This is a genomic window from Myroides sp. TSA_177.3 (assembly GCF_052691955.1).
Genome location: NZ_JBQZGD010000004.1, coordinates 175,661 through 196,452, shown reverse-complemented (window position 1 = coordinate 196,452; position 20,792 = coordinate 175,661). Strand labels below are relative to the sequence as shown.

Below are 20,792 nucleotides of genomic sequence, written 5' to 3'. Positions count from 1 at the left end.
GTCTTTCAAATCAACCATACAAACCACATGGTTTTCCGCACAATTTTGGCTGACTGTTTTTTATTCGGCATTATAGGTTGTATTTTTGTGTTTCTCAAAATCATATTGTCATGGATGCACCATTAGCAGAAAGAGTACGACCACAAACCTTGGCTGACTATGTTAGTCAGGCTCATTTAGTGGGTGAACAAGGAATATTAACGAAGCAATTACAAACTGGCTTTATTCCTTCTTTGCTATTTTGGGGGCCTCCAGGTACAGGAAAGACAACGTTAGCTGAAATTATGGCTAAAGAGAGTCAGCGTCCTTTTTATGTTTTGAGTGCAATCAATTCTGGTGTTAAAGATGTGCGAGAAGTTATTGAGAAGGCCAAGTCTAATCACGGCTTATTTACGGCTCGCAATCCCATCTTGTTTATAGATGAGATTCACCGCTTCAGCAAATCGCAACAAGATTCTCTTTTAGCTGCGGTTGAACGCGGTTGGATCACCCTTATTGGAGCAACCACAGAAAACCCTAGTTTTGAAGTCATCCCTGCTTTGCTTTCTAGATGTCAGGTTTACACCCTACACGCCTTTACAAAAGAGGACTTGCGTTCTTTATTAGATCGTGCGATTGAAAAAGATTCATTCTTGCGATCGAAACGCATCACCTTACAAGAGACCGAAGCGCTCTTTCGCGTATCGGGTGGAGATGGGCGAAAGTTATTAAACACCTTTGAGCTAATTGTGAATGCCACAACAGGAGACGATGTAGTATTGACGAATGATTATGTCATGCAAGTAGTTCAGAAAAACACAGTGCTTTATGACAAAACGGGAGAACAACACTACGATATTGTGTCGGCTTTTATCAAGTCTATTCGCGGGAGCGATCCCAACGGGGCTGTCTATTGGTTAGCTCGTATGATTGAAGGCGGGGAAGATGTAAAATTTATTGCTCGTCGTTTGGTTATTGCTGCCTCTGAAGATATTGGCAATGCAAACCCAACGGCTTTAATTATGGCGACGAACACCTTTCAGGCGGTGTCTGTAATTGGGTATCCAGAAAGTAGAATCTTATTGAGTCAATGTGCCATTTATTTAGCGACTTCACCCAAAAGCAATTCTACCTATATGGCTATTGGCAAAGCCCAACAACTCGTAAAGCAAACGGGGGATTTATCTGTTCCTATTCACTTGCGCAATGCGCCTACCAAATTAATGAAGGAATTAGGGTATGGGGAAGACTACAAGTACTCCCATGATTATCCCAACAATTTTGTCAATCAGGAGTTCCTACCAACAGAATTAAGTGGAACTGTTTTATATGAACCTGGACAGAACAGCAGAGAAAACGGCACACGTGATTTCTTAAAAAATAGATGGCAATTCAAATACAACTACTAATACAAAAGCCTGCTCTTATAGCAGGCTTTTTATATCTAATAAGGTATTGACTTGAGGCAATGTTGTCGGAACTGTTTTATGGTGCTCATTGTAATAAATCACATCCATTCCTACATTCTGTGCTCCTTCGATATCTGCTAAAAGATTATCCCCAATCATAACCGTATCCTGTACCTGAGCTTTTGCCAATTGCAAGGCATAAGTAAAGATTTTAGCATCTGGTTTTTTCACCCCTGCTAACTCGGAATTGGTGATGGTTTGAAAGTACCCCTCCATTCCTGAATTTTTTATTTTTCTCGCTTGTACTTGATCAAACCCATTGGTGATGATATGCAACTTATACTTTTCTTGCAAGTATTCTAAAATTTCGATTGCGCCATCAAATAAATGGTTATAATCCGGCAGGTAAGAAAGGTATCGATCTCCTACTTCTAACATACGATCTACAGATGTAGTATAATCTAAGGAATTGAAAGTATCGCGAATTCTTCCTATGCGAAGCTCAGCTTGTGAAATTTGATTCAAGCTATAGCGATCCCAATATTCTGCATTGATACTTACATAGTAATTCAAGAATTGCTCAATGGTAAAAGGCAATTTCATTTCATGTAACACTTGCTCAAAAGCTAAAGCTGAATTCTTCTCAAAATCCCATAGCGTATGATCCAGGTCAAAAAATATATCGGTTTTATGTTCAAACTTTTTTAAATACATCGGTACTATTTCCAATTAAAGTTACAAAAGTACACATTTTGAAAAAAACAAGACCTATTAGAATCGTCCATGATCCGCAAAACTATAATAATCATACTCTGTAATGATGAGATGATCTAAAATGGCAATGTCCATGATATTCCCAGCTTCTTTAATTTTTTTAGTAATCTGAATATCCGCTTCACTGGGTAAAAGTTTACCTGAAGGATGGTTGTGTACCAGAATTACGGCCGTAGCTTGTTTTTCCAATGCCAGTTTAAATAAAATTCTCAAGTCAACCACCGTTCCTGTCATGCCACCTTTACTGATATTGACCGTATCAATGAGCTGGTGTTTGATGAAAGGTTCAGTATGATTGGCCACTACCCCTCGGACGTGATTGGCATTATTCAAAAAGATAACCCAGAATTCTTCATGCGTCAGCTCTCCTATTTTAGGTTGCATCAATTCAAATACATCTTGACTAGAGCCTATTTTATTTCTACTCAATTTATCTGCGATTCGTCGACGTTGTCCTAATTCTAATGCGGCTACAATAGCAATTGCTTTGGCTTCTCCGATTCCTTTAAAGCGCTGCAAGTTTAAGACGGATTGTCTTGCCAGTTCTGCTAAACTGGATTCATTGTCTTTTAAAATTCGACGACTGAGGTCTATTGCGGATTCCTCTTTATTTCCTGAACCAATTAAAATAGCAATTAGTTCTGCATCACTCAAAGCGCTTTTTCCTTTGAGCATGAGTTTTTCTCTAGGGCGATCGTCTTCCGCCCAAGCGTTAATCGGTTTTTTTGTATCGGACATGGTTGTATACTTAGTAGGACTACCCTACCTACTTCAAAAATCACTCCACATCTCCATACCTTTGCTCTAATTCTTCGATTACTAAAAGTCTAAAAACAAAAAATCCTTTCAATGAAAGGATTTTTTGTTTTAGTTATAAGGTTTGAACAAATTCATTCAAATCAAGTCCACCATAATCTCCGGAACTCATAAATAGCAATACACTATCTTTTAAATCTAGCGCTTTGATGTAGGTTTTAAAATCATCTGCATTGGTATATGTTGTCAAAGCAGGCAATTCAAAAGCAGTTTTCATTTGCTCGGCTGTAATTTCAGGCATGCGTTTGATCTTTAGTGCATCTAAAGAATAAAACACTACTGCTTGATCAGCCGCATCTAAACTTCCTTTATACTCTGATAAGAAGTCCGCATTTAAACTGCTATAGGTATGCAATTCTAAACAAGCCACTAACTGTTTGTTAGGGTATTGTTCGCGAACTGCCTTCATTGTTGCTTTTACTTTACTTGGTGAATGTGCAAAGTCTTTATACACCACTGTAGTTCCTTCATCATACAATTTTTCTAAGCGTTTAGAAGCTCCTTTAAAACTTGTAATTGCATCGAAGAAATCATCTTCATCGATCCCCATGTTTTGGCATACCCATTTAGCTCCACTAATATTATTTATATTGTGTTGACCAAATACTTCTAATGGCATTGGTCCTTCTGAAGTAACTAGATAAGCGACTCCATCTACAATTTCATTTTCCAATGTTGTATAAGGAATCTTGCGAATAGGATTTGTGCTTTCTTCTGCAATTTGCTTTACTATAGCGTCCTCTTCGTTGTAGATTAAAATACCTCCATTGGTAATTTTATCAATAAAAATACGGAATTGATCTACGTAGTTCTCGAATGTTGGAAACACATTAATATGATCCCAAGCAATACCACTAAGCAGTGCAATATTCGGTTCATATAGATGAAACTTTGGTCGTCTATCAATAGGAGAAGACAAGTATTCATCCCCTTCTATCAGCATAAAATCATTCTCATCTGTTAGATTGACCATACGATCAAATCCTTCTAGTTGTGCACCTACTAGATAGTCTACCTCAACACCGTGGTAATTCAATACGTGTAACACCATAGAAGTAATGGTTGTTTTACCATGAGATCCACCAATAACTACACGCGTTTTATTTTTTGCATGCTCATAAATAAACTCAGGGTATGAATATATTTTGAGCCCTAATTCTTTTGCTTTAATCAACTCTGGATTATCTTCTTTTGCATGCATACCCAAGATTACAGCATCAATATCAGCTGTAATTTTCTCTGTATACCATCCTTCTTGTTCTGGCAACAAGCCTTGTTTTGCTAATCGTGTTTTAGAGGGTTCAAAAATAGCATCATCACTTCCAGTAACAACATCGCCTTTTGCATGTAAGGCTAAAGCTAAATTGTGCATGGCACTTCCTCCGATTGCAATAAAATGTATGCGCATTATCTATCTATTTAAGTCGATTTGTAATTGGCGTTAAAATTACGATTTTATTACTGAAAAACAGGTTACTTTTTACAATGCTTCATGAAAAAACAGTTGATTCTTGTCTTTGATTTTTTTAATTTCTCTAACACATTACTTCTTTACTTTCAGGTATTTTGCCGTCAAATTCAACTTTAAGTTCCACACTCACCCGTCATTTTTACTATTTTATTAACATTTAAGAAAAAATATATCGTATTTTCGTCAAAATTTTATTCAAAAAATCGCCCTATGGACAATTACATTCCGCCACCATTACCACCACAGAAAAGTGGTAATAACACACAAGTTTTAGGTATTATATCACTTGTTTCAGGTATTATTGCTTTACCTGCTTCTTTCATCCCTTGCTTTGGAATGATTGCAATTATTGTTTCAATTGCAGCTATTGTATTGGGAATCTTGGCTATTTCTAGCGCAAAGAAACACAGCGAATCTAAAGGTTTAGGAGTTGCTGGTCTAGTTCTTGGAGCGATAAGCTTCACTATCATTTTACTTTGGGGACTTCTATTTGCATCTGTAACAACAGCAGCAATCAAAAACATTGATGAAGTTCAGAAAGAGTTAGATAGTATGAATAATCAAGATTACGAATACTACGAAGAAGATGAGTCAGATTCACTTCAAAATCAAGAAGACAGTTTATACATAGAAGAACAAGTAGCAGAATAAAGAGTGACAAATTACAGGATTATCAATTGGATTTTTTTCTTGCTTATGCTGTGTTTGTTTGGGTATATTTTTCTACTCACTACCACAACCTCAACCACGCTAAGCATTCGTTCCGCTTGTGAAGGACTGCCAGAAGCTTTGTGTAAAAGTAGAGGATTAACCCGAGACTTTATGGCCTTAGTAAGGGGTAAAAAAGAGTTGATTAATCCTTATAGCTATTCGATATTTTTATTTTTTGTTTATGTTGGGGTTTCAAGAGGTATGTTGCTTTTACTACCTACTAGACTTTACAACAAAAAAATACTAGTTGTCGATATCGTTATACTTTGTCTTTTCTTTTTATATGCTTTTCTACCTCTGTTAGGATTGACTTAAAAAAATAAAAACAGCTTGCAAATGCAAGCTGTTTTTATTTGTGCCTTATTGTTTGAAAACATAAAGCCTATAAAAAAACAGTAGTAAACATTGGTTTACTACTGTCTCTCTATTTATTTTTTCACAATGTTCATCTCTTCGATGATGTGTTTTGCATCAGCAAACTTGTCAATAATAAACAATACATAACGAATATCAACGTTGATTGTACGTTGTAATTCTGGGTCGTAAATTACGTCTCCTGCCATTGCTTCGATGTTTCCGTCAAAAGCCAATCCAATTAACTCTCCTTTGCCATTTAATACAGGTGAACCAGAGTTACCTCCTGTAATATCGTGGTTTGTTAGGAAGTTTACTGGTAAGTGTCCTTCTTTATCTGCATACATACCGTAATTACCAGCTTTGTACAAATCCATTAATTTTTGTGGTACATCAAACTCTTCATCTCCTGGTATATGTTTAGCAACTGTACCTTTTAATGTTGTATACCAGTTTTCTTTTGCATCATTAACTTTTTCACCTCTTGGTAAACCTTTTACTGTTCCATAAGTTAAACGCAATGTTGAGTTAGCATCTGGATAGTATTTCCCTGTTGGGTTACTACGTCTTACACCATCAACAAACAGACGATATGCTTTTTGATACTTATCTTCTAGTTTAGCCAATTCGTCACTTTTCGCACGGTATTGCTCCATAATAGAAACCGATAATTTCAATAATGGATCTCTACTAATTGTTACAGTTGTTGGGTAATCTAAGAACGCTAATACTCTTTCTTTGTTTGCAAAAACACTTTCTTCAAATACCTTATCCGCAAATTTTTCAAAATCTCCATTGTACTCTTTTTGGATTTGAGCTACATAAGGAGCGATTTCATATCCTTCAGATTTTGTAGCATACAATTCTAATTGTTTTGCTAACATTTCTTTTTCTAATGCTTCGTTTTGTCCGTCATAGATCTCATTTACATAAGCAGTGAACTCTTCGCGCATTTCTTTTCTTTTCTTATCATCTCCTGCAGCATAAGCTTCCATTCCACCAGATAAACGGTAAGGAGTAGCAGCTAATGCAGAAGTACGCAATAGCGTCATTAAATAATTGTCATGACGTGCTTTTGTGTTAGTCGCATTATAGAAAGCATTGATATCGCTAATTACATTACCAAACTCTTCTTTATTCTCTTTTTTATCTGCCCAACGTTGGAATTCTTTTTCTGCTGCTGTTTTAGTCGCTACTGTTTGGTGTTGATTTAAAGCATCAATCATCCCTTGTCTGTTTTTCCAGTAGTTTGCTACACCTGCATATTTAGAAGCATAATTTAAACGCACTGCATCATCATTAGCCATGTGTTTTTTCATCACATCCATTCCTAATTTAGATCCCTCTACCCAAGCTGGGTATGCGAATTTAATATTTTGCTCTACTCCTTGTGCAGGCATCCAACGGTTTGTTCTTCCAGGGTATCCTAAGATCATAGAGAAGTCACCTTCTTTAATTCCAGCGATAGAAACTGGTAACGCATGTTTCGGTTTCATTGGAACGTTTGCAGCATCATATTCTGCTGGGTTACCATTTTTATCTGTGTAAACACGGAACATAGAGAAATCTCCTGTGTGACGTGGCCACTCCCAGTTGTCAGTATCTCCACCGAATTTTCCAATACTATTAGGAGGTGTACCTACTAAACGAACATCATTATAATCTTCATATACGAAATAGTAGTATTCATTTCCTTGGAAGAAAGATTTTACTGATACGGTATATTTTCCACCGCCATCATTTTCTTTTTGAATTTTAGCAATCTCTTGGTTGATTACTTTTTCTCTTTCCTCTTCCGTCATGTTATTATTAACCTGCGAGATGATGCGTTTAGTCACGTCATCCATACGAACGAAGAAACGAACAGATAAACCTTTTGCTGGTCTTTCTGATGCTTTGTCTTTCGCCCAGAACCCGTTAGTTAAAATATCATCCTTTGGTGTAGATAAGCTAGCAATCTTATCATATCCACAGTGGTGGTTTGTCAAAACCAGTCCTTGATTTGAGATTATTTCTGCAGTACATCCACCATCAAATTGCACAATTGCATCTTTTAATGAATGGTTATTAATACTGTAAATTTCTTCAGCTGTAAGCTGTAATCCCATTTTTTCCATATCGCGTTGATTCAAACGCTCAATGAACATTAAAAACCACATTCCCTCATCGGCCTTCAATTTGATAGGCGCAACAAGTAAAAATGCGGTCAGTAATAAAACGATTTTTTTCATAATTATAATAGTATGTTACTTAGTTTGCGAAGATAGTTTAATAAACAAAATAATTAATCCTTCTCTTCATCATTTTTATTGGTATTCGGATTCAAATTAGTGTTTTTCTCTTCTATTACACAAGATTCATCAAAACCGTATTTGTCTTTTAGTTCGTCGATTACAGACTTGTTCCACAGTTTAATTCCTGTCATATACGCGGTTCTTGCGATTAAGAATGCAGCCACTGGCGAGGTAATAAATAAAAAGAAGACAATCGCAAACACTTTGGTTGTAATAGAGAACTCCGAAAAGTGAATCGCTGCAGCTCCGAGAATACATCCGATTCCCAATGTTGCCGCTTTGATTGTAATGGAAAGTCTTGTATAAAAATCGGGCATTCTAAAAATACCGATAGAAGCAATTAAAATAAAAATTGCTCCTAGTGTGCTCAATATCATGATTAGTAAATCAGTCATCTCTATCTCTTTTATCTAGGTAAAACGAAAAGGCTACAGTACTCAAGAACGCAATTAGCGCCATGATGACCGCCACGTCTAAGAAAATAGGGTTATTGGCGATTAAACTAAATAGTCCAATAAATCCAACTCCTACGGTAATAAGTAAATCAATAGCCACGACGCGATCCGCCACTGTTGGTCCTTTTAAAAATCGAATAAAAATTAAGATTAAGGACAAACAGATGATAGGCATTACCACATAGATCAAATAGGTTTCTACTCTCATCGTAAAATAGCTAATAGTTTCTTTTCAGTTCTTTCTTTCATGCGTTGAATGAATTTATCTTTATCCTTCAGATACATGGTATGAATAAAGATATGGCTTTTATCGTCTGCAATATCAATTACCATTGTTCCGGGTGTAAGCGCAATAATATTCGCTAACATGGTAATTTCAAAATCTGTTTCCGCATCGATTTCGTACTTAATAATCCCTGGCGTTGTATGATAATTGGGTGTAATTACATCAATCGCCACTTGTAAATTTGCTTGTAGCATATCCACAAAAAAGTAAAAAATAAAAACGATAATTTTAGGTACGCGATAAAAGTATTCCTTATCGGCTTTATTGGAAGAGGTTTTCGTTAACATCCATAGGATAAAGAAACCGGCTACCCCTCCAAAGAAGAAGTTGGCGTAGTTTAGTTGTCCTGTTAGCGCAACCCAAACAAAGGTCAATAAGATATTAAGTAAAAAATATTTTAACATACTTCTCGTTATTTTATGCCTTGTAAAACTGATTCTATATATATCGAAGGATTCATCATTTCATGTGCTACACGTTCAGAAACTTCGAAAATTAACGGTGCATTTAATCCTATAAAGAGGGATACTCCTGCTAAAGCGACTACTGGTAAAATTAAGGCTACTTTTCCGGAGCTCACAAAAGGTGCAAAGTGGTCAATTTCTTCACTATTGGGTTTAGGTAGGTCTTTCCAGAATACTTCAGACCAGATTCGCGCCACGATAAATAAAGTAACGAAACTTGCGAAGATTAACGTCCCTAATAAAACGTACTGTTCTAATCGGAATGCTTCTTGGAATAGCATAATTTTAGGCCAGAATCCAGATAAAGGAGGAATTCCTACCAAAGAAAACAGAATAACAGCGAACAAGATGGACAATTTTGGATAGTCTTTATACAATCCTCCTAAACGGTTAATATCTTGTGTTTCTCTAATTTTCTGTATCAATCCACTCATCATAAAAAGGTTACTTTTGACAATGACATCGTGAATTAAGTAGAAGATAACCCCTACAAAGGCGAGTTCTGTATACAAACCAAATCCCGCAATTAAGTATCCGATGTGACATACAATAAAGTAAGAAAGGATACGGCGGATATTTCTTTTATTAATTGCCCCTAAAGCACCACTAATCATAGTTAGAATGGCAATCACCACAAAAACACCTAAGACAAAATCGTCCGGTTGAAATATGATGGTAAACACTCTAAACATGGAGTACACTCCCATTTTGGTCAACAATCCACCAAAAATGGCTCCAATTGCCGATGGCGGTGTATGATAAGAAGAAGGCAACCAAAAATACATTGGGAATACGGCGGATTTAATACCAAACCCAACAAAGAACAGCAAAGCTGTTACGGACACTAATCCTCTATTTTCAACAATAGCTACTTGATGCGCTAAATCGGCAATATTTAAACTTCCTGTAATTCCGTATAAAATTCCAATGGCCGTTAGGAAAATAGTTGAAGCCAGCATATTCATGGTCACATACTTGACTGCAGACTCCATCTGTCTTTTCTTCCCTCCTAAGGTTAACAAGACAAAAGAAGAGATAATCACGACCTCAAACCAAACATATAAATTGAAGATGTCTCCCGTTAAGAAAGCACCTAACAATCCCATAATCAAAAAGTGGAAAATAATAAAATACCCGAATTTGATACGGCTAATATTAATCGCAGATGTGGAGTAAATCCCTACGGCTAGTGCTACGGTTGCTGTGAGGAGCACCATCACCGCACTCAGTGTATCCGCTACGAAGGTGATACCAAAAGGAGCTTTCCAACTCCCCAATTGTAATGTAATTGCACCATACTCCCATGTTGCGGCAAATAAATTCCAACACAACAGAAAAGCAATACTATTACCAACGATGCTTATTATTTTTTGGATTTTGACATTCTTCCAAAAAATTAATAAAACAACCGCCGTAAACATATGAGCAAAAATTGGCGCTAATATGAAGTTTGAAATCATATATCTAAATCTTGAATATTAAGGGAATCTAAATCATCTGTACCGGTTGTACTATATACCTTATTCAATAAAACAATAGCGAAAGCGGTTAAACCGAAACTGATTACAATTGCGGTTAAAATTAGTGCTTGTGGCACGGGATCGGCATAAGCATCAAAGAACTGTTTATGTTCTTCATCAATAATTGGTGCTTTTCCTTTGGTTAATTCTCCCATTAAGAAAATAAGGATATTGGCGCCATTTCCCAACATCATTAATCCGAGGAGTAACTTCACCATACTTCTGCGGAACATTAAATAAACGCCTGCAGAATATAATATACCTACTAAAACTACGAGTAATAATTCCATGTAAATGCTTCTAATTAATTAAACATTTTCTGCGATTGTAAATAGGATTGTCAACACAACACCAATTACAACGAGATAAACCCCGATATCAAAAAACAAGGCGGTACCTACTGCGCCAATCACGGCGACTGATTCGGCAAACCATACCCCAGTCATCACGGGTAGCCCTAAAAAAACGGGTAATATTGCGCTTATAATAGACAATGACAGACCAATACCAATTAAACGCATAGGCGAAAATTGAAACAAGGCTAAGGTCTGTTTGGTACTATACGCAAAAGAGTGCAATACGAAGGCAATAGAAGCGATTAATCCTCCTACAAATCCTCCTCCAGAAAGATAATGTCCTCTCAACAATACAAACAAGGAGAACAGAATCAATAAAGGCAATAAATAATTGGTTGCCGTACGCAAGATTGTTGAATCTAAAACGTGGTGTTTATTCTGATATTTCCTCATCCTTCGTTCTGTATTTTAAAAGACCATATACTCCTAATGCAGCGATTGAAAGTACAATAGTCTCAATTAATGTATCAAACCCTCTAAAATCCACGAGGATTACGTTAACTACGTTTTTCCCCTTGGCTAAAATGTATGCATTTTCAGCATAATATCTACTGATTTCTTTATCTGCTGGAGATACTAAAGCTTGTAAAGTAATTAGGGAGATTAATCCACCAAAAGCGATCGAAACCACAGCATCTCTGAATTGGATTCTACGATTACTCAGTTTCAAGAAACCAGGTAATTTAAATAATACCAGGACAAATAAAACCACCGTCAGCGTATCGATGGCAAACTGTGTCATCGCTAAATCAGGTGCTCCGTAAAACACAAAGATTAAACAAATACAGTAGCCTACTACTCCTGTTGCTGCAATGGCAGACAAACGAGATGGCGTATTGATTGCAAAGAAAATAGCAATCACTGTAATTAAGAATACAACCAATTCATATACCCTAAATTCAGATAATCCTTCAGTATTAACACGCAAAGGCACATCTGCAAATAGCTTATACCCTACTAACCCAATAAAGAATACAATAATCACCATCAAATAGATTCGTAAATATCCACTTTGAAATAATCGAGTATACGTATAGGCAAATAATCTAAATTTCTCAACGACAAAACCAAAGATATGCTGTGGAGAAAGGTTATAGAAAGGCGAAACTACAGCCAACGAATTTTTGTATCCTTTAAACACGAAATACAAGGCAGTCCCCAAAAGAATAGTTCCACCGCTTAGGGCTACGATTTCATTGAATCCATGCCATAGCGCCAATTCCATATCGATTGGTTTTCCGCCAATCGCTCGAACTACCGATGCAAGTACTCCTTCATTTACTAATTGAGGTAATACTCCAAATACAACACTTAGTACAGCTAAGATTACAGGAGGTAACCACATTTGAATAGATGGTTTAGGCACATCTTGGCAAGCTTTTTTTACTTTTCCAAAAAACGGTTTAATCCCTACGAGGAAACCCGATGCTGTCAAGAATATATTCGTTAGTACAGCAGCTCCAGTAAAGACTAATGCCCATTCATTAATTGGATAGGTATACGTTGCATCATAAATGATTTCCTTTCCAATAAATCCAAAAGTCAATGGAATTCCCGCGCTAGATAAAGCCGCAATCAAGGCAGCCCCCGCTAAAGCAGGCATTGTTTTACGCAATCCTCCTAGTTGATTGATATCTCTTGTATGTGTTTGATGATCTACCGTTCCTGTTACCAAGAAAAGAGTTGCTTTATACAACGCGTGTACTAAAATAAAGATACTTGCTGCGTAAATCGCTTTTTCTGATCCTACACCAAGTAAGAAAACAATCAGTCCCAAGGCAGAAATTGTGGTATACGCGAGGATTCCTTTCATATCTTTTCGGAATACCGAGTGTATAGCACCAAATAGCATGGTTAAACCACCGATTACTTGCAAAGTGGTATTCCAATACACATGGTCCCCTAAAATAGGCGTAAAACGCGCTAAAAGATAGATTCCCGCTTTTACCATAGTTGCTGAGTGCAAATAAGCCGATACTGGTGTAGGGGCTTTCATTGCTCCAGGCAACCAAAAATGAAAAGGAAATTGAGCTGATTTAGTAAAGGCTCCCATGAACAAGAAGAACAACAATACCCCATAAGAAGCATGTTCTTTTAAGAAGTCTGATTGTGTTAGCAGTTCATGAATGGAATAACTTCCTGCGATACTTCCCATCACTGCCGCGAAGGAGAGTAAGAAGAATCCACCTAAGCCCGTAATTCCAAGTGCCCAGAGTGCACTTTTACGCGAATCCTCTTCTTCGTTATTAAATCCAATCAAGAAGAAAGAAGTAATACTGGTCAATTCCCAGAATACAAATAGGGAAATTAAGTTATCTGATAGTACGACACCGAGCATGGCGCCCATAAAGAGTCCGAGGTAGGCAAAAAATCGATGAATATAGACATGTCCTTTAAGATAGTAAGAAGCATACCAATACACGAGTGTTCCGATTCCTGTAATCAACAGGGAGAATAAGAGCGATAATCCATCTAGTTTAAAGTCAAAAGCGATACCTAAGGAAGGTACCCATTCATTTCTAAAAAGCATGACTTCTTTTCCTGACTGTATTTTTGGCAAATAGGACAGGAAATAAAAGAAAAGACTTAATGGTATTAAAGTTAATAATCCTGTAAACTTAGAACGTCCTAACCCCTTCAAAAAAAGTGTACTAAAAGCTAGTACAAAAGTGAGTAAAATAATGAATAGCATAAATGAGCTTTATTTCTCTTTTTTCAAATATTTCTATTGAGGGTAAATATATAAAAAAATCAAAAAAAAACTAATCAAAGCCAAATAACGCGCCTGTTTTTAACAAAATTATAACCATTTTTAAACAGATATAGCCACAAAAAAAGCGAGATTTTAAAATCTCGCTTTCAGGGCTAGTTATTTAACATTTGCCACAATTTATCTTTTAGTTCTTGAAGACCTTGTTGAGCAACTGCCGATATAAACATATAAGGCACTCCTTCTAGTTCTTCATCTAATTCTGCTTTCATTTCTGTTTGGAGCTCTGCATCCAACATATCTGATTTGGTAATGACTAATAGACGATCTTTATCCAGCATTTCAGGATTGTATCGTCTCAGCTCATCCAAAAGAATTTCGTATTCTTTTTTGATGTCTTCAGCATCTGCAGGCACCATAAAAAGAAGTGTAGAATTTCGTTCAATATGACGTAAGAAATAATGTCCTAAACCTTTTCCTTCTGCAGCTCCTTCGATAATTCCAGGAATATCTGCAATCACAAACGATTTAAAATCACGGTAAGCTACAATTCCCAAATTGGGTTTTAGCGTTGTAAACGGATAATCTGCAATTTTTGGTTTTGCAGAAGTTAGCACAGACAACAACGTTGACTTACCTGCGTTTGGAAACCCTACTAAACCAACATCTGCCAATACTTTCAACTCTAAAATAATATCGAGTTCTTCTCCTGGCATCCCTGGTTGCGCATAACGAGGGGTTTGGTTCGTTGACGTTCTAAAATGCCAGTTTCCTAAACCACCTTTTCCACCTTTTCCGAGGATTCGTTTTTCGTTATGTTCAGTAATTTCGAACAGGATTTCTCCTGTTTCTTTATCTTTTACAACTGTTCCTAAAGGTACTTCAATAACTCGATCATCTCCGTCAGCACCCGTACTTCTTGAACTACCACCATCACCTCCGTGCCCCGCTTTGATATGGCGCATGAATTTTAAGTGATATAACGTCCATAGTCCTTCGTTACCGACAATATAGACATGACCTCCACGTCCACCATCTCCACCATCAGGACCTCCTTTTTCAATAAATTTTTCACGGTGTAAATGCGTAGAACCTCTTCCACCTTTTCCTGAGGCCACATAGATTTTTACGTAGTCTACAAAATTCCCTTCAGTCATCTTTTATTTTATTACCTTCTCTTTGTTTTTGTCTTTTTTATCCAAGAGATCGATTAAATCAAACGGTCAATTACGCTGCTTAATCTCGTTGTAATCTCTTCAACAGTCCCGATACCATCTACTGAATTATAACAGTTTTTTCCTGTATAATAGTCAATTAATGGCGCTGTTTTTTCGTTGTATTCTTCATAGCGGCTTCTGATGATTTTCTCATCTTGATCATCTGCTCTTCCACTTGTTTTTCCTCTTTCTAGGATACGTTGTACTAAAACATCATCATTTGCTTCTAATCCAACTGTTCCTACAAAACGAATATTTTTTTCTTTTAATAAAGCTTCTAATGCTTCTGCTTGTTGAATTGTACGTGGAAAACCATCAAATAAGAACCCTGCCTTATCCATGTTTTTTTCTACTTCATCTGCAAGCATATTAATTGTAATAGAATCTGGTACCAATTCTGCTCTATCCATAAAGACCTTGGCCTGTTTTCCTAATTCTGTTCCATTTTTTAGATTATAACGAAACACATCTCCGGTAGAAATATGAGTTAAATTGTATTTTTCTTTAAGAAATTCTGCCTGTGTGCCTTTTCCTGCACCAGGTTTTCCAAATAAAACTATTGCAATCATGCTACTATACTTTATTTATGCTGTTACTGTTTATTACTCTTTAATTTGATAAATTTCCGGAATGTTTCTTCCGTGTTTATCATAATCCATCCCATACCCCACGATGAATTTATTTTCAATTTCAAAAGCGACATAATCTAGTTTAATGTCTTTGGTGTAAGCTTCTGGCTTTAAGCACAACGTACAAATTCTAACTTCTTTTGGACGTTGTTGTTCAAAAAGTTTTTTTAGCGCTACTAATGTATTTCCCGTATCTACGATGTCTTCAATAATAATTACACGTCGATCCGTCACATCAATATCCAAACCTAAAAGTTGATTTACTTGATTGCTTGATTGAGTCCCGATGTATGAAGCCATCTTAACAAAACTCATCTCACAGCTGCCTTTATATTGCTTAACTAAATCCGAAACCACCATGAAAGATCCATTCAAAACACCAATGAAGATTGGTATTTCCCCATTCATATCACGCAAAATATCATTTGCAATCTCCCCTAATCTTTCTTGAATCTGTTTTTCCGAAATAAAAGGAACAAAAGTCTTGTCTAAAACTTGAATTTCCATAAACAATTGAATTGATAATTTGCAAATATACAAAAAAGATACAGCACATTTATACTCCTTAACAGATGAATTCCAAACAAATTCATTTTGTTACGTGAGCTTGGTGAGGGGATGAAAAGGCGAAGTTGGTAAAATCACATCAAGAACAAACCGCAAACCCGTAAACAAAAAAAACGTAGCGCTTTCTTCAAACGCTACGTCTAAAACAAACTAATTCAATCTAACTCTAAAACCAAAGCTAATAAGTTTTATTGTTAAGATTATTTTTTATACACCAGATCAAGGGTATATATTATCTTCTAATACGTTGTACCATGTTATATCGATTTCAAATATAAGTTAATTTTTTAACTAAACAAGTTTTGTTTTAAGTTTTTTTTCACACTCGTAAAACTCGCGTATTAGAATTAAAAACAAGTTCGGTTTCAATAAATAATAAAACAAATCAATAAAAGTTAAAACTACTGCATTCTCCTATCATAGGCCTTATCCCCTGTTACTCCAGCTTGTATTATCTTATCTCAAGCCTAAACCACTTTTTTTGGTTCTATTTTATGTACACCATTCGATTTAGTATATCTTTGCATAAACACAATTACAACAACACAATGAATTATTATTCAACTGATTTTCGCTTGGGAATATTAGGAGGCGGTCAACTAGGCAAAATGCTTTTATACGATACACGCAAATTTGACATTGCTACTTTCATATTAGATCCAAGTAAAGAAGCTCCTGCACAATTTGGTGCACACCAATTTTTTCAAGGAGACTTAATGGACTATGAAACGGTTTATCGCTTTGGAAAAAAAGTAGATGTTTTAACCATCGAAATTGAAGGAGTAAACCTAGAAGCGTTGGATCAATTACAGCAAGAAGGTGTAAAAGTATATCCTGCTCCTGAGACTTTGCGTTTGATTCAAAACAAAGGCAAGCAAAAAGATTTCTATACTTCACACCATATTCCTACTGCTCCTTATGTGCGTTTTACCTCTAAAGCGGATTTAGTTGCTGCAGTAAATCAACAAACGGTATCTGTTCCTTTTGTATGGAAATCGGCGCAATTTGGGTATGATGGAAACGGAGTAAAAGTTGTTCGTTCTGTTGCAGATCTTACTGCATTACCAGAAGTAGAGTGTATTGCTGAGACTATGATTCCGTTCAAAAACGAATTAGCTGTGATTGTAGCGCGTTCAGCATCTGGAGAAATTAAAACTTTCCCTGTGGTAGAAATGGAATTTCACCCTGAGGCGAATCAAGTCGAATATGTAATCTGCCCAGCGCGTATTGATGCAACTGTTGCAGAAAAAGCACGAGCAATTGCCTTAACGGTTTCTGAGAAATTCAATCACGTTGGATTATTAGCTGTGGAGATGTTTCAAACACAAGAGGACGAAATTTTAGTCAACGAAGTTGCTCCTCGTCCGCATAATTCAGGCCATTATTCTATTGAAGCGAGTTATACTTCACAATTTGAACAACACATCCGCGCTATTTTAGACTTACCTTTAGGTAATACAGATAGCAAAGTTGCTGGTGTTATGGTGAATCTAGTGGGTGCAGAAGGACACACCGGACAGGTATACTACGAGGGAATGAATGAAATCTTAGCTATTCCTGGAGTTACTCCTCATATTTATGGTAAAAGAGAAACAAGACCTTTCCGAAAAATGGGTCATGTTACTATCGTAAATAGCGATATGAATAAAGCGAGAGAAATCGCTCAAAAAGTAAAAGAAACGATTAAAGTAATCAGTCAATAAGATATGAAAATAGCCGTAGTAATGGGCAGTATTTCAGATATGCCTATCATGCAAGATGCAATCGATATCATCAAAGAATTTGGGGTAGAAGTGGAAGTTGATATTGTTTCAGCACACCGTACGCCAGAGAAATTAGTTGATTTTTCTTCACACGCACACAACAGAGGGATTCAAGTGATTATTGCTGGAGCTGGTGGTGCAGCACATTTACCAGGAATGGTTGCTTCTATGTCTCCACTTCCTGTGATTGGAGTACCTGTTAAGTCAAGCAATTCAATTGATGGATGGGATAGTGTTCTTTCTATCTTACAAATGCCAGGTGGAGTACCTGTAGCAACAGTGGCTCTAAATGGTGGAAAAAATGCAGGTCTTTTGGCTTTGCAAATTTTAGGTAGCCAAAATGAAGAAATTCGCAATCAGATGATTGCTTATAAAAATGGATTAAGAGATGCAGTTTTAAAAGCAGCAGCAAGTCTTAAACAATAAATCAAATAACAAAACGCACTTTTCCAAGCGCGTTTAACTTTATACTAAACCAGTAATAGCCAATTACTGGTTTTTTTATGTCTTATTATTCCCTTTATACGTTGTTGTTTGATGTGTTTGAAATAATCGATCCCACAATGTAGTATAAAACCCGAAGTTCTTCTGTGGTTCAATATGGTGCATATTGTGAAAACTGGCTGTACCTAACCAAGTCATCCATCCTTTACGTGCAACAGTTTGTACGCGATTAAAATGACCAATTGTCCCCCATACTACATTAATGATAAAATACAATCCTACACTGAGATAGTGAAAAGGATAACACAATAGAATGAGCAGCAACATGAATCCAAAACCTGTTGCTTCTAAAGGACTAAGCACAAACAGACTCAACGCATTTACCCCGACGTGTTCATGGTGTTTTTCGTGAATAAAACGGTATAAGAATTTACTATGTGCTAGTTTATGAAAAACGTACATCCAAAAATCAACTACTAAAATCAAAGCCAATAGCTGTAAGAGTATTGTTCCAACATTTCCTTTATTGAAATCCACAGACAAATACCCTTCTCTCCACAAAAAAGCACCTAAAACAAAGATGACAATATTGCAAATCAATGTCGTTACTACCGCCCAAACATCAGATGAAACAATCGGTTGATACGCATTAACTTCAGTATGGCTCTTTTTTAAAGCATGCCACAAAAAGTAAAACAAGATTGATCCCAACATCAAGGCCAGATTAAGCAGGAATGCAAATCCTACAATTGAGCGGTAATCTTGAGTTAATATCATTTCCATCGGATTCATTGCCTTTATTTTTATAAAATAAGAATAATCAAAGTACGCATTAATGTGTGGATAATAAAAGTTTTAACTCTTTTATGAGCTAATTCCTTCTCCACTTTCCAAATCAATTCCTTGCTTGAAAAACCAATACCCCTACTCTTTTTTGTTAAAGATTTGGTAAAGTATCAATAACCCTACAGATACTTTCAACCCCTATGTTTGCTCTAACAAAAATAAACAAAAATGAAAGTAAACAACACACTAACGCTATTGACTGCGAGTTTCCTATTGACCCTTGCTACCACATCGTGTAACAATGACGACAACAAAGTAACAGATAAAGATCCTGTTACAGAGGAGCCTAAACCAGTAGACCCTAAAAATCCTGTGGTTTTAAAAAATCATTCTAAAACCCCAGCATTTGTTTATGCAATGCCTGGTTTTAGCAACTTGGAAATCTTTTCTCTTATTTCTAGTGAAGATCAATTAGAAGGATCTCCAGAATTTGTATTTGGCGGTCAACCTGATGGTGCTGGTTTTATGAAAGATCCAAATGGAGAGGGTTATTTGATGATTACGAATCATGAAATCATGCAATCCGTTTCTCGTGTTTATTTAGATAAGACCTTCAAACCTGTCAAAGGAGAATATATCGTAGATGGAATTGGTGGAATCACGCGTTTATGTTCTGCAACCTTAGCTAAACCAGAACTACACGGATTTGGTCCTGTATTTTTAACAGCTGGTGAATCTGGTGAAGAAAGTATGGTACATGCTATTGATCCTTTAGGTTCAACAGATTTAAAATCCTCAACAGATCGCGTTTTACCAGCTTTAGGAAAAGCGAGTATGGAAAATGCAGTTCCTTTACCTATGGATGTTTCTAAAGGGAAAACGTATATCGTAATTGGAGAAGATCAAGGATATGGTTCAAGCCACCAAAGTGCGGGACAATTATTGATGTATGTAGGAAATCAAGGCGATTTACACGATGGAAAATTATATGCACTAAAGAGAAAATCTGGTGGGTATACGGAAATGGATATGACGAAAGGCATGGAATATGACGTAGAATTCGTAGAAATTCCAAATGCTAAGAATCTAACGGGTGCACAAATCAATCAAAAAAATATGGAGTTGGGTGTGATTCGTTTTTCACGTGTAGAAGACATCGACTACCGCAAAGGAGCGAATAAAGGAAACGAAATGTACTTCACTGCAACAGGACAAGCTAGCGGAGGAAATCCAGTAGACGGTTTCACCATGTGGGGACGTGTATACAAATTAGTTTTAGACAAAAATAATATGCTAACAGGTAAACTATCTGTTGCAGCAGAAGGAGATAGCAACCCAGGACATAATCTTATCAACCCTGATAACCTTTGTGTTACAGAAAACTACGTTTATATTCAAGAAGATGGTGATTCTTACTACGCAGATGCGAAACACGATTCTTATATCTGGCAATATAAAATTTCAGATGGAACATACAAGCCGTGGTTGAATATGAAACACAACAGACAAGATGCGCAATGGCAAGCGAATTACAACCAATCAGGTAATTTACAAAAGTTTGGTTCTTGGGAATTTGGTGCTATGGAAGATATTTCGGACTTAACAGGGATTCCAAATACGTTTGCGGTGAATATCCACTCTCATACTTGGCAAAAAGAGGAGTTTATGAACGCAGATAAAGCTGGCGTAAACAAAAACAAAGAAGGCGGACAAGTCGTAATCATTCGCAACGTCGAAAAATAATGTACCATTTACTACACTTTACATGCTATCACTAGCGTGTAAAG

At 36.5% G+C, this 20,792-nt stretch carries 20 protein-coding genes; 5 read left to right on the top strand and 15 right to left on the bottom strand.

The genetic code is table 11. From position 1 onward, the window contains the following. The first annotated feature begins 110 nt into the window (after positions 1-110). Positions 111-1,388 (top strand): replication-associated recombination protein A, encoded by a 1,278-nt coding sequence (locus tag ACUTSE_RS06350; protein ID WP_445639610.1) that lies wholly within the window; start codon positions 111-113, stop codon positions 1,386-1,388. A 15-nt stretch (positions 1,389-1,403) separates the two neighbouring features. Here ACUTSE_RS06350 and ACUTSE_RS06345 read toward each other — a convergent pair whose 3' ends face one another. From ACUTSE_RS06345 to ACUTSE_RS06335, 3 genes are all read right to left on the bottom strand, one after another. Further along, positions 1,404-2,102: a YjjG family noncanonical pyrimidine nucleotidase gene (locus ACUTSE_RS06345; RefSeq protein ID WP_115091708.1), complete on the bottom strand. Its 699-nt coding sequence runs from the start codon at positions 2,100-2,102 to the stop codon at positions 1,404-1,406. 57 nt (positions 2,103-2,159) lie between these two features. Next, complete coding sequence (locus ACUTSE_RS06340) at positions 2,160-2,900, bottom strand: JAB domain-containing protein (protein WP_445639609.1); 741 nt, start codon at positions 2,898-2,900, stop codon at positions 2,160-2,162. Positions 2,901-3,033: 133 nt separating this feature from the next. Further along, positions 3,034-4,386, bottom strand: coding sequence for a UDP-N-acetylmuramate--L-alanine ligase (locus ACUTSE_RS06335; protein ID WP_445639608.1), 1,353 nt, complete (start codon positions 4,384-4,386; stop codon positions 3,034-3,036). A 273-nt stretch (positions 4,387-4,659) separates the two neighbouring features. Here ACUTSE_RS06335 and ACUTSE_RS06330 point away from each other — a divergent pair, with 273 nt between their 5' ends. Further along, the gene (locus ACUTSE_RS06330; RefSeq protein WP_002987533.1) at positions 4,660-5,100 is read left to right on the top strand and encodes a DUF4190 domain-containing protein; all 441 of its coding nucleotides are present in this window, start codon (positions 4,660-4,662) and stop codon (positions 5,098-5,100) included. 488 nt (positions 5,101-5,588) lie between these two features. Here the strand turns inward: ACUTSE_RS06330 and ACUTSE_RS06325 are convergent, their stop codons facing one another. From ACUTSE_RS06325 to hpt, 11 genes are all read right to left on the bottom strand, one after another. Beyond that, entirely contained in the window at positions 5,589-7,745 is a 2,157-nt protein-coding gene (locus ACUTSE_RS06325) for a S46 family peptidase (RefSeq protein WP_445639607.1), read from the bottom strand. 53 nt (positions 7,746-7,798) lie between these two features. Next, the gene (gene mnhG, locus ACUTSE_RS06320) at positions 7,799-8,203 is read right to left on the bottom strand and encodes a monovalent cation/H(+) antiporter subunit G (RefSeq protein ID WP_445639606.1); all 405 of its coding nucleotides are present in this window, start codon (positions 8,201-8,203) and stop codon (positions 7,799-7,801) included. Next, complete coding sequence (locus tag ACUTSE_RS06315) at positions 8,196-8,471, bottom strand: cation:proton antiporter (protein ID WP_002987537.1); 276 nt, start codon at positions 8,469-8,471, stop codon at positions 8,196-8,198. The genes mnhG and ACUTSE_RS06315 overlap by 8 nt, the downstream gene beginning before the upstream one ends. After that, positions 8,468-8,953 carry a Na+/H+ antiporter subunit E gene (locus tag ACUTSE_RS06310; RefSeq protein WP_002987538.1) on the bottom strand — a complete coding sequence of 162 codons (486 nt, stop codon included), beginning with the start codon at positions 8,951-8,953 and terminating at the stop codon, positions 8,468-8,470. Before ACUTSE_RS06310 ends, ACUTSE_RS06315 begins: the two co-directional genes overlap by 4 nt. Positions 8,954-8,961: 8 nt before the next feature. Then, positions 8,962-10,473 (bottom strand): proton-conducting transporter transmembrane domain-containing protein, encoded by a 1,512-nt coding sequence (locus tag ACUTSE_RS06305; protein ID WP_445639605.1) that lies wholly within the window; start codon positions 10,471-10,473, stop codon positions 8,962-8,964. After that, a complete protein-coding gene (locus ACUTSE_RS06300; protein WP_002987540.1) occupies positions 10,470-10,823 on the bottom strand; it encodes a Na+/H+ antiporter subunit C in 354 nt (117 codons plus the stop codon). The genes ACUTSE_RS06305 and ACUTSE_RS06300 overlap by 4 nt, the downstream gene beginning before the upstream one ends. Positions 10,824-10,841: 18 nt before the next feature. Continuing rightward, complete coding sequence (locus ACUTSE_RS06295; RefSeq protein ID WP_002987541.1) at positions 10,842-11,282, bottom strand: Na+/H+ antiporter subunit B; 441 nt, start codon at positions 11,280-11,282, stop codon at positions 10,842-10,844. Further along, a complete protein-coding gene (locus ACUTSE_RS06290; RefSeq protein ID WP_445639604.1) occupies positions 11,263-13,581 on the bottom strand; it encodes a putative monovalent cation/H+ antiporter subunit A in 2,319 nt (772 codons plus the stop codon). The genes ACUTSE_RS06295 and ACUTSE_RS06290 overlap by 20 nt, the downstream gene beginning before the upstream one ends. Before the next feature lie 173 nt (positions 13,582-13,754). After that, complete coding sequence (obgE, locus tag ACUTSE_RS06285) at positions 13,755-14,756, bottom strand: GTPase ObgE (RefSeq protein ID WP_002987544.1); 1,002 nt, start codon at positions 14,754-14,756, stop codon at positions 13,755-13,757. Positions 14,757-14,809: 53 nt separating this feature from the next. After that, positions 14,810-15,385, bottom strand: a complete 576-nt coding sequence (locus ACUTSE_RS06280; RefSeq protein WP_445639603.1) for an adenylate kinase — start codon at positions 15,383-15,385, stop codon at positions 14,810-14,812. Between the two features lie 33 nt (positions 15,386-15,418). Further along, positions 15,419-15,952: a hypoxanthine phosphoribosyltransferase gene (hpt, locus tag ACUTSE_RS06275; RefSeq protein WP_445639602.1), complete on the bottom strand. Its 534-nt coding sequence runs from the start codon at positions 15,950-15,952 to the stop codon at positions 15,419-15,421. Between the two features lie 608 nt (positions 15,953-16,560). Here hpt and ACUTSE_RS06270 point away from each other — a divergent pair. Both ACUTSE_RS06270 and purE read left to right on the top strand, forming a co-directional pair. After that, positions 16,561-17,715, top strand: coding sequence for a 5-(carboxyamino)imidazole ribonucleotide synthase (locus tag ACUTSE_RS06270; RefSeq protein ID WP_445639601.1), 1,155 nt, complete (start codon positions 16,561-16,563; stop codon positions 17,713-17,715). Positions 17,716-17,718: 3 nt separating this feature from the next. Further along, positions 17,719-18,201: a 5-(carboxyamino)imidazole ribonucleotide mutase gene (gene purE, locus ACUTSE_RS06265; protein WP_002987549.1), complete on the top strand. Its 483-nt coding sequence runs from the start codon at positions 17,719-17,721 to the stop codon at positions 18,199-18,201. Positions 18,202-18,276: 75 nt separating this feature from the next. On the opposite strand, the gene ACUTSE_RS06260 is transcribed toward purE, so the two are convergent. Next, entirely contained in the window at positions 18,277-19,011 is a 735-nt protein-coding gene (locus ACUTSE_RS06260) for a sterol desaturase family protein (protein WP_445639600.1), read from the bottom strand. A 222-nt stretch (positions 19,012-19,233) separates the two neighbouring features. Here ACUTSE_RS06260 and ACUTSE_RS06255 point away from each other — a divergent pair, with 222 nt between their 5' ends. Beyond that, a complete protein-coding gene (locus ACUTSE_RS06255) occupies positions 19,234-20,748 on the top strand; it encodes a hypothetical protein (RefSeq protein ID WP_445639599.1) in 1,515 nt (504 codons plus the stop codon). Positions 20,749-20,792 lie beyond the last annotated feature (44 nt).

Excerpts from the sequence above, each read along its gene's own strand:
- ACUTSE_RS06270 (WP_445639601.1), top strand. The coding sequence starts at position 16,561 with ATGAATTATTATTCAACTGATTTTCGCTTGGGAATATTAGGAGGCGGT.
- ACUTSE_RS06335 (WP_445639608.1), bottom strand. The coding sequence starts at position 4,386 with ATGCGCATACATTTTATTGCAATCGGAGGAAGTGCCATGCACAATTTA.
- ACUTSE_RS06325 (WP_445639607.1), bottom strand. The coding sequence starts at position 7,745 with ATGAAAAAAATCGTTTTATTACTGACCGCATTTTTACTTGTTGCGCCT.
- mnhG (WP_445639606.1), bottom strand. The coding sequence starts at position 8,203 with ATGACTGATTTACTAATCATGATATTGAGCACACTAGGAGCAATTTTT.
- ACUTSE_RS06330 (WP_002987533.1), top strand. The coding sequence starts at position 4,660 with ATGGACAATTACATTCCGCCACCATTACCACCACAGAAAAGTGGTAAT.
- purE (WP_002987549.1), top strand. The coding sequence starts at position 17,719 with ATGAAAATAGCCGTAGTAATGGGCAGTATTTCAGATATGCCTATCATG.
- ACUTSE_RS06310 (WP_002987538.1), bottom strand. The coding sequence starts at position 8,953 with ATGTTAAAATATTTTTTACTTAATATCTTATTGACCTTTGTTTGGGTT.
- ACUTSE_RS06345 (WP_115091708.1), bottom strand. The coding sequence starts at position 2,102 with ATGTATTTAAAAAAGTTTGAACATAAAACCGATATATTTTTTGACCTG.
- ACUTSE_RS06300 (WP_002987540.1), bottom strand. The coding sequence starts at position 10,823 with ATGGAATTATTACTCGTAGTTTTAGTAGGTATATTATATTCTGCAGGC.
- ACUTSE_RS06255 (WP_445639599.1), top strand. The coding sequence starts at position 19,234 with ATGAAAGTAAACAACACACTAACGCTATTGACTGCGAGTTTCCTATTG.
- ACUTSE_RS06295 (WP_002987541.1), bottom strand. The coding sequence starts at position 11,282 with ATGAGGAAATATCAGAATAAACACCACGTTTTAGATTCAACAATCTTG.
- obgE (WP_002987544.1), bottom strand. The coding sequence starts at position 14,756 with ATGACTGAAGGGAATTTTGTAGACTACGTAAAAATCTATGTGGCCTCA.
- ACUTSE_RS06280 (WP_445639603.1), bottom strand. The coding sequence starts at position 15,385 with ATGATTGCAATAGTTTTATTTGGAAAACCTGGTGCAGGAAAAGGCACA.
- ACUTSE_RS06260 (WP_445639600.1), bottom strand. The coding sequence starts at position 19,011 with ATGAATCCGATGGAAATGATATTAACTCAAGATTACCGCTCAATTGTA.
- ACUTSE_RS06290 (WP_445639604.1), bottom strand. The coding sequence starts at position 13,581 with ATGCTATTCATTATTTTACTCACTTTTGTACTAGCTTTTAGTACACTT.
- ACUTSE_RS06340 (WP_445639609.1), bottom strand. The coding sequence starts at position 2,900 with ATGTCCGATACAAAAAAACCGATTAACGCTTGGGCGGAAGACGATCGC.
- hpt (WP_445639602.1), bottom strand. The coding sequence starts at position 15,952 with ATGGAAATTCAAGTTTTAGACAAGACTTTTGTTCCTTTTATTTCGGAA.
- ACUTSE_RS06305 (WP_445639605.1), bottom strand. The coding sequence starts at position 10,473 with ATGATTTCAAACTTCATATTAGCGCCAATTTTTGCTCATATGTTTACG.
- ACUTSE_RS06350 (WP_445639610.1), top strand. The coding sequence starts at position 111 with ATGGATGCACCATTAGCAGAAAGAGTACGACCACAAACCTTGGCTGAC.
- ACUTSE_RS06315 (WP_002987537.1), bottom strand. The coding sequence starts at position 8,471 with ATGAGAGTAGAAACCTATTTGATCTATGTGGTAATGCCTATCATCTGT.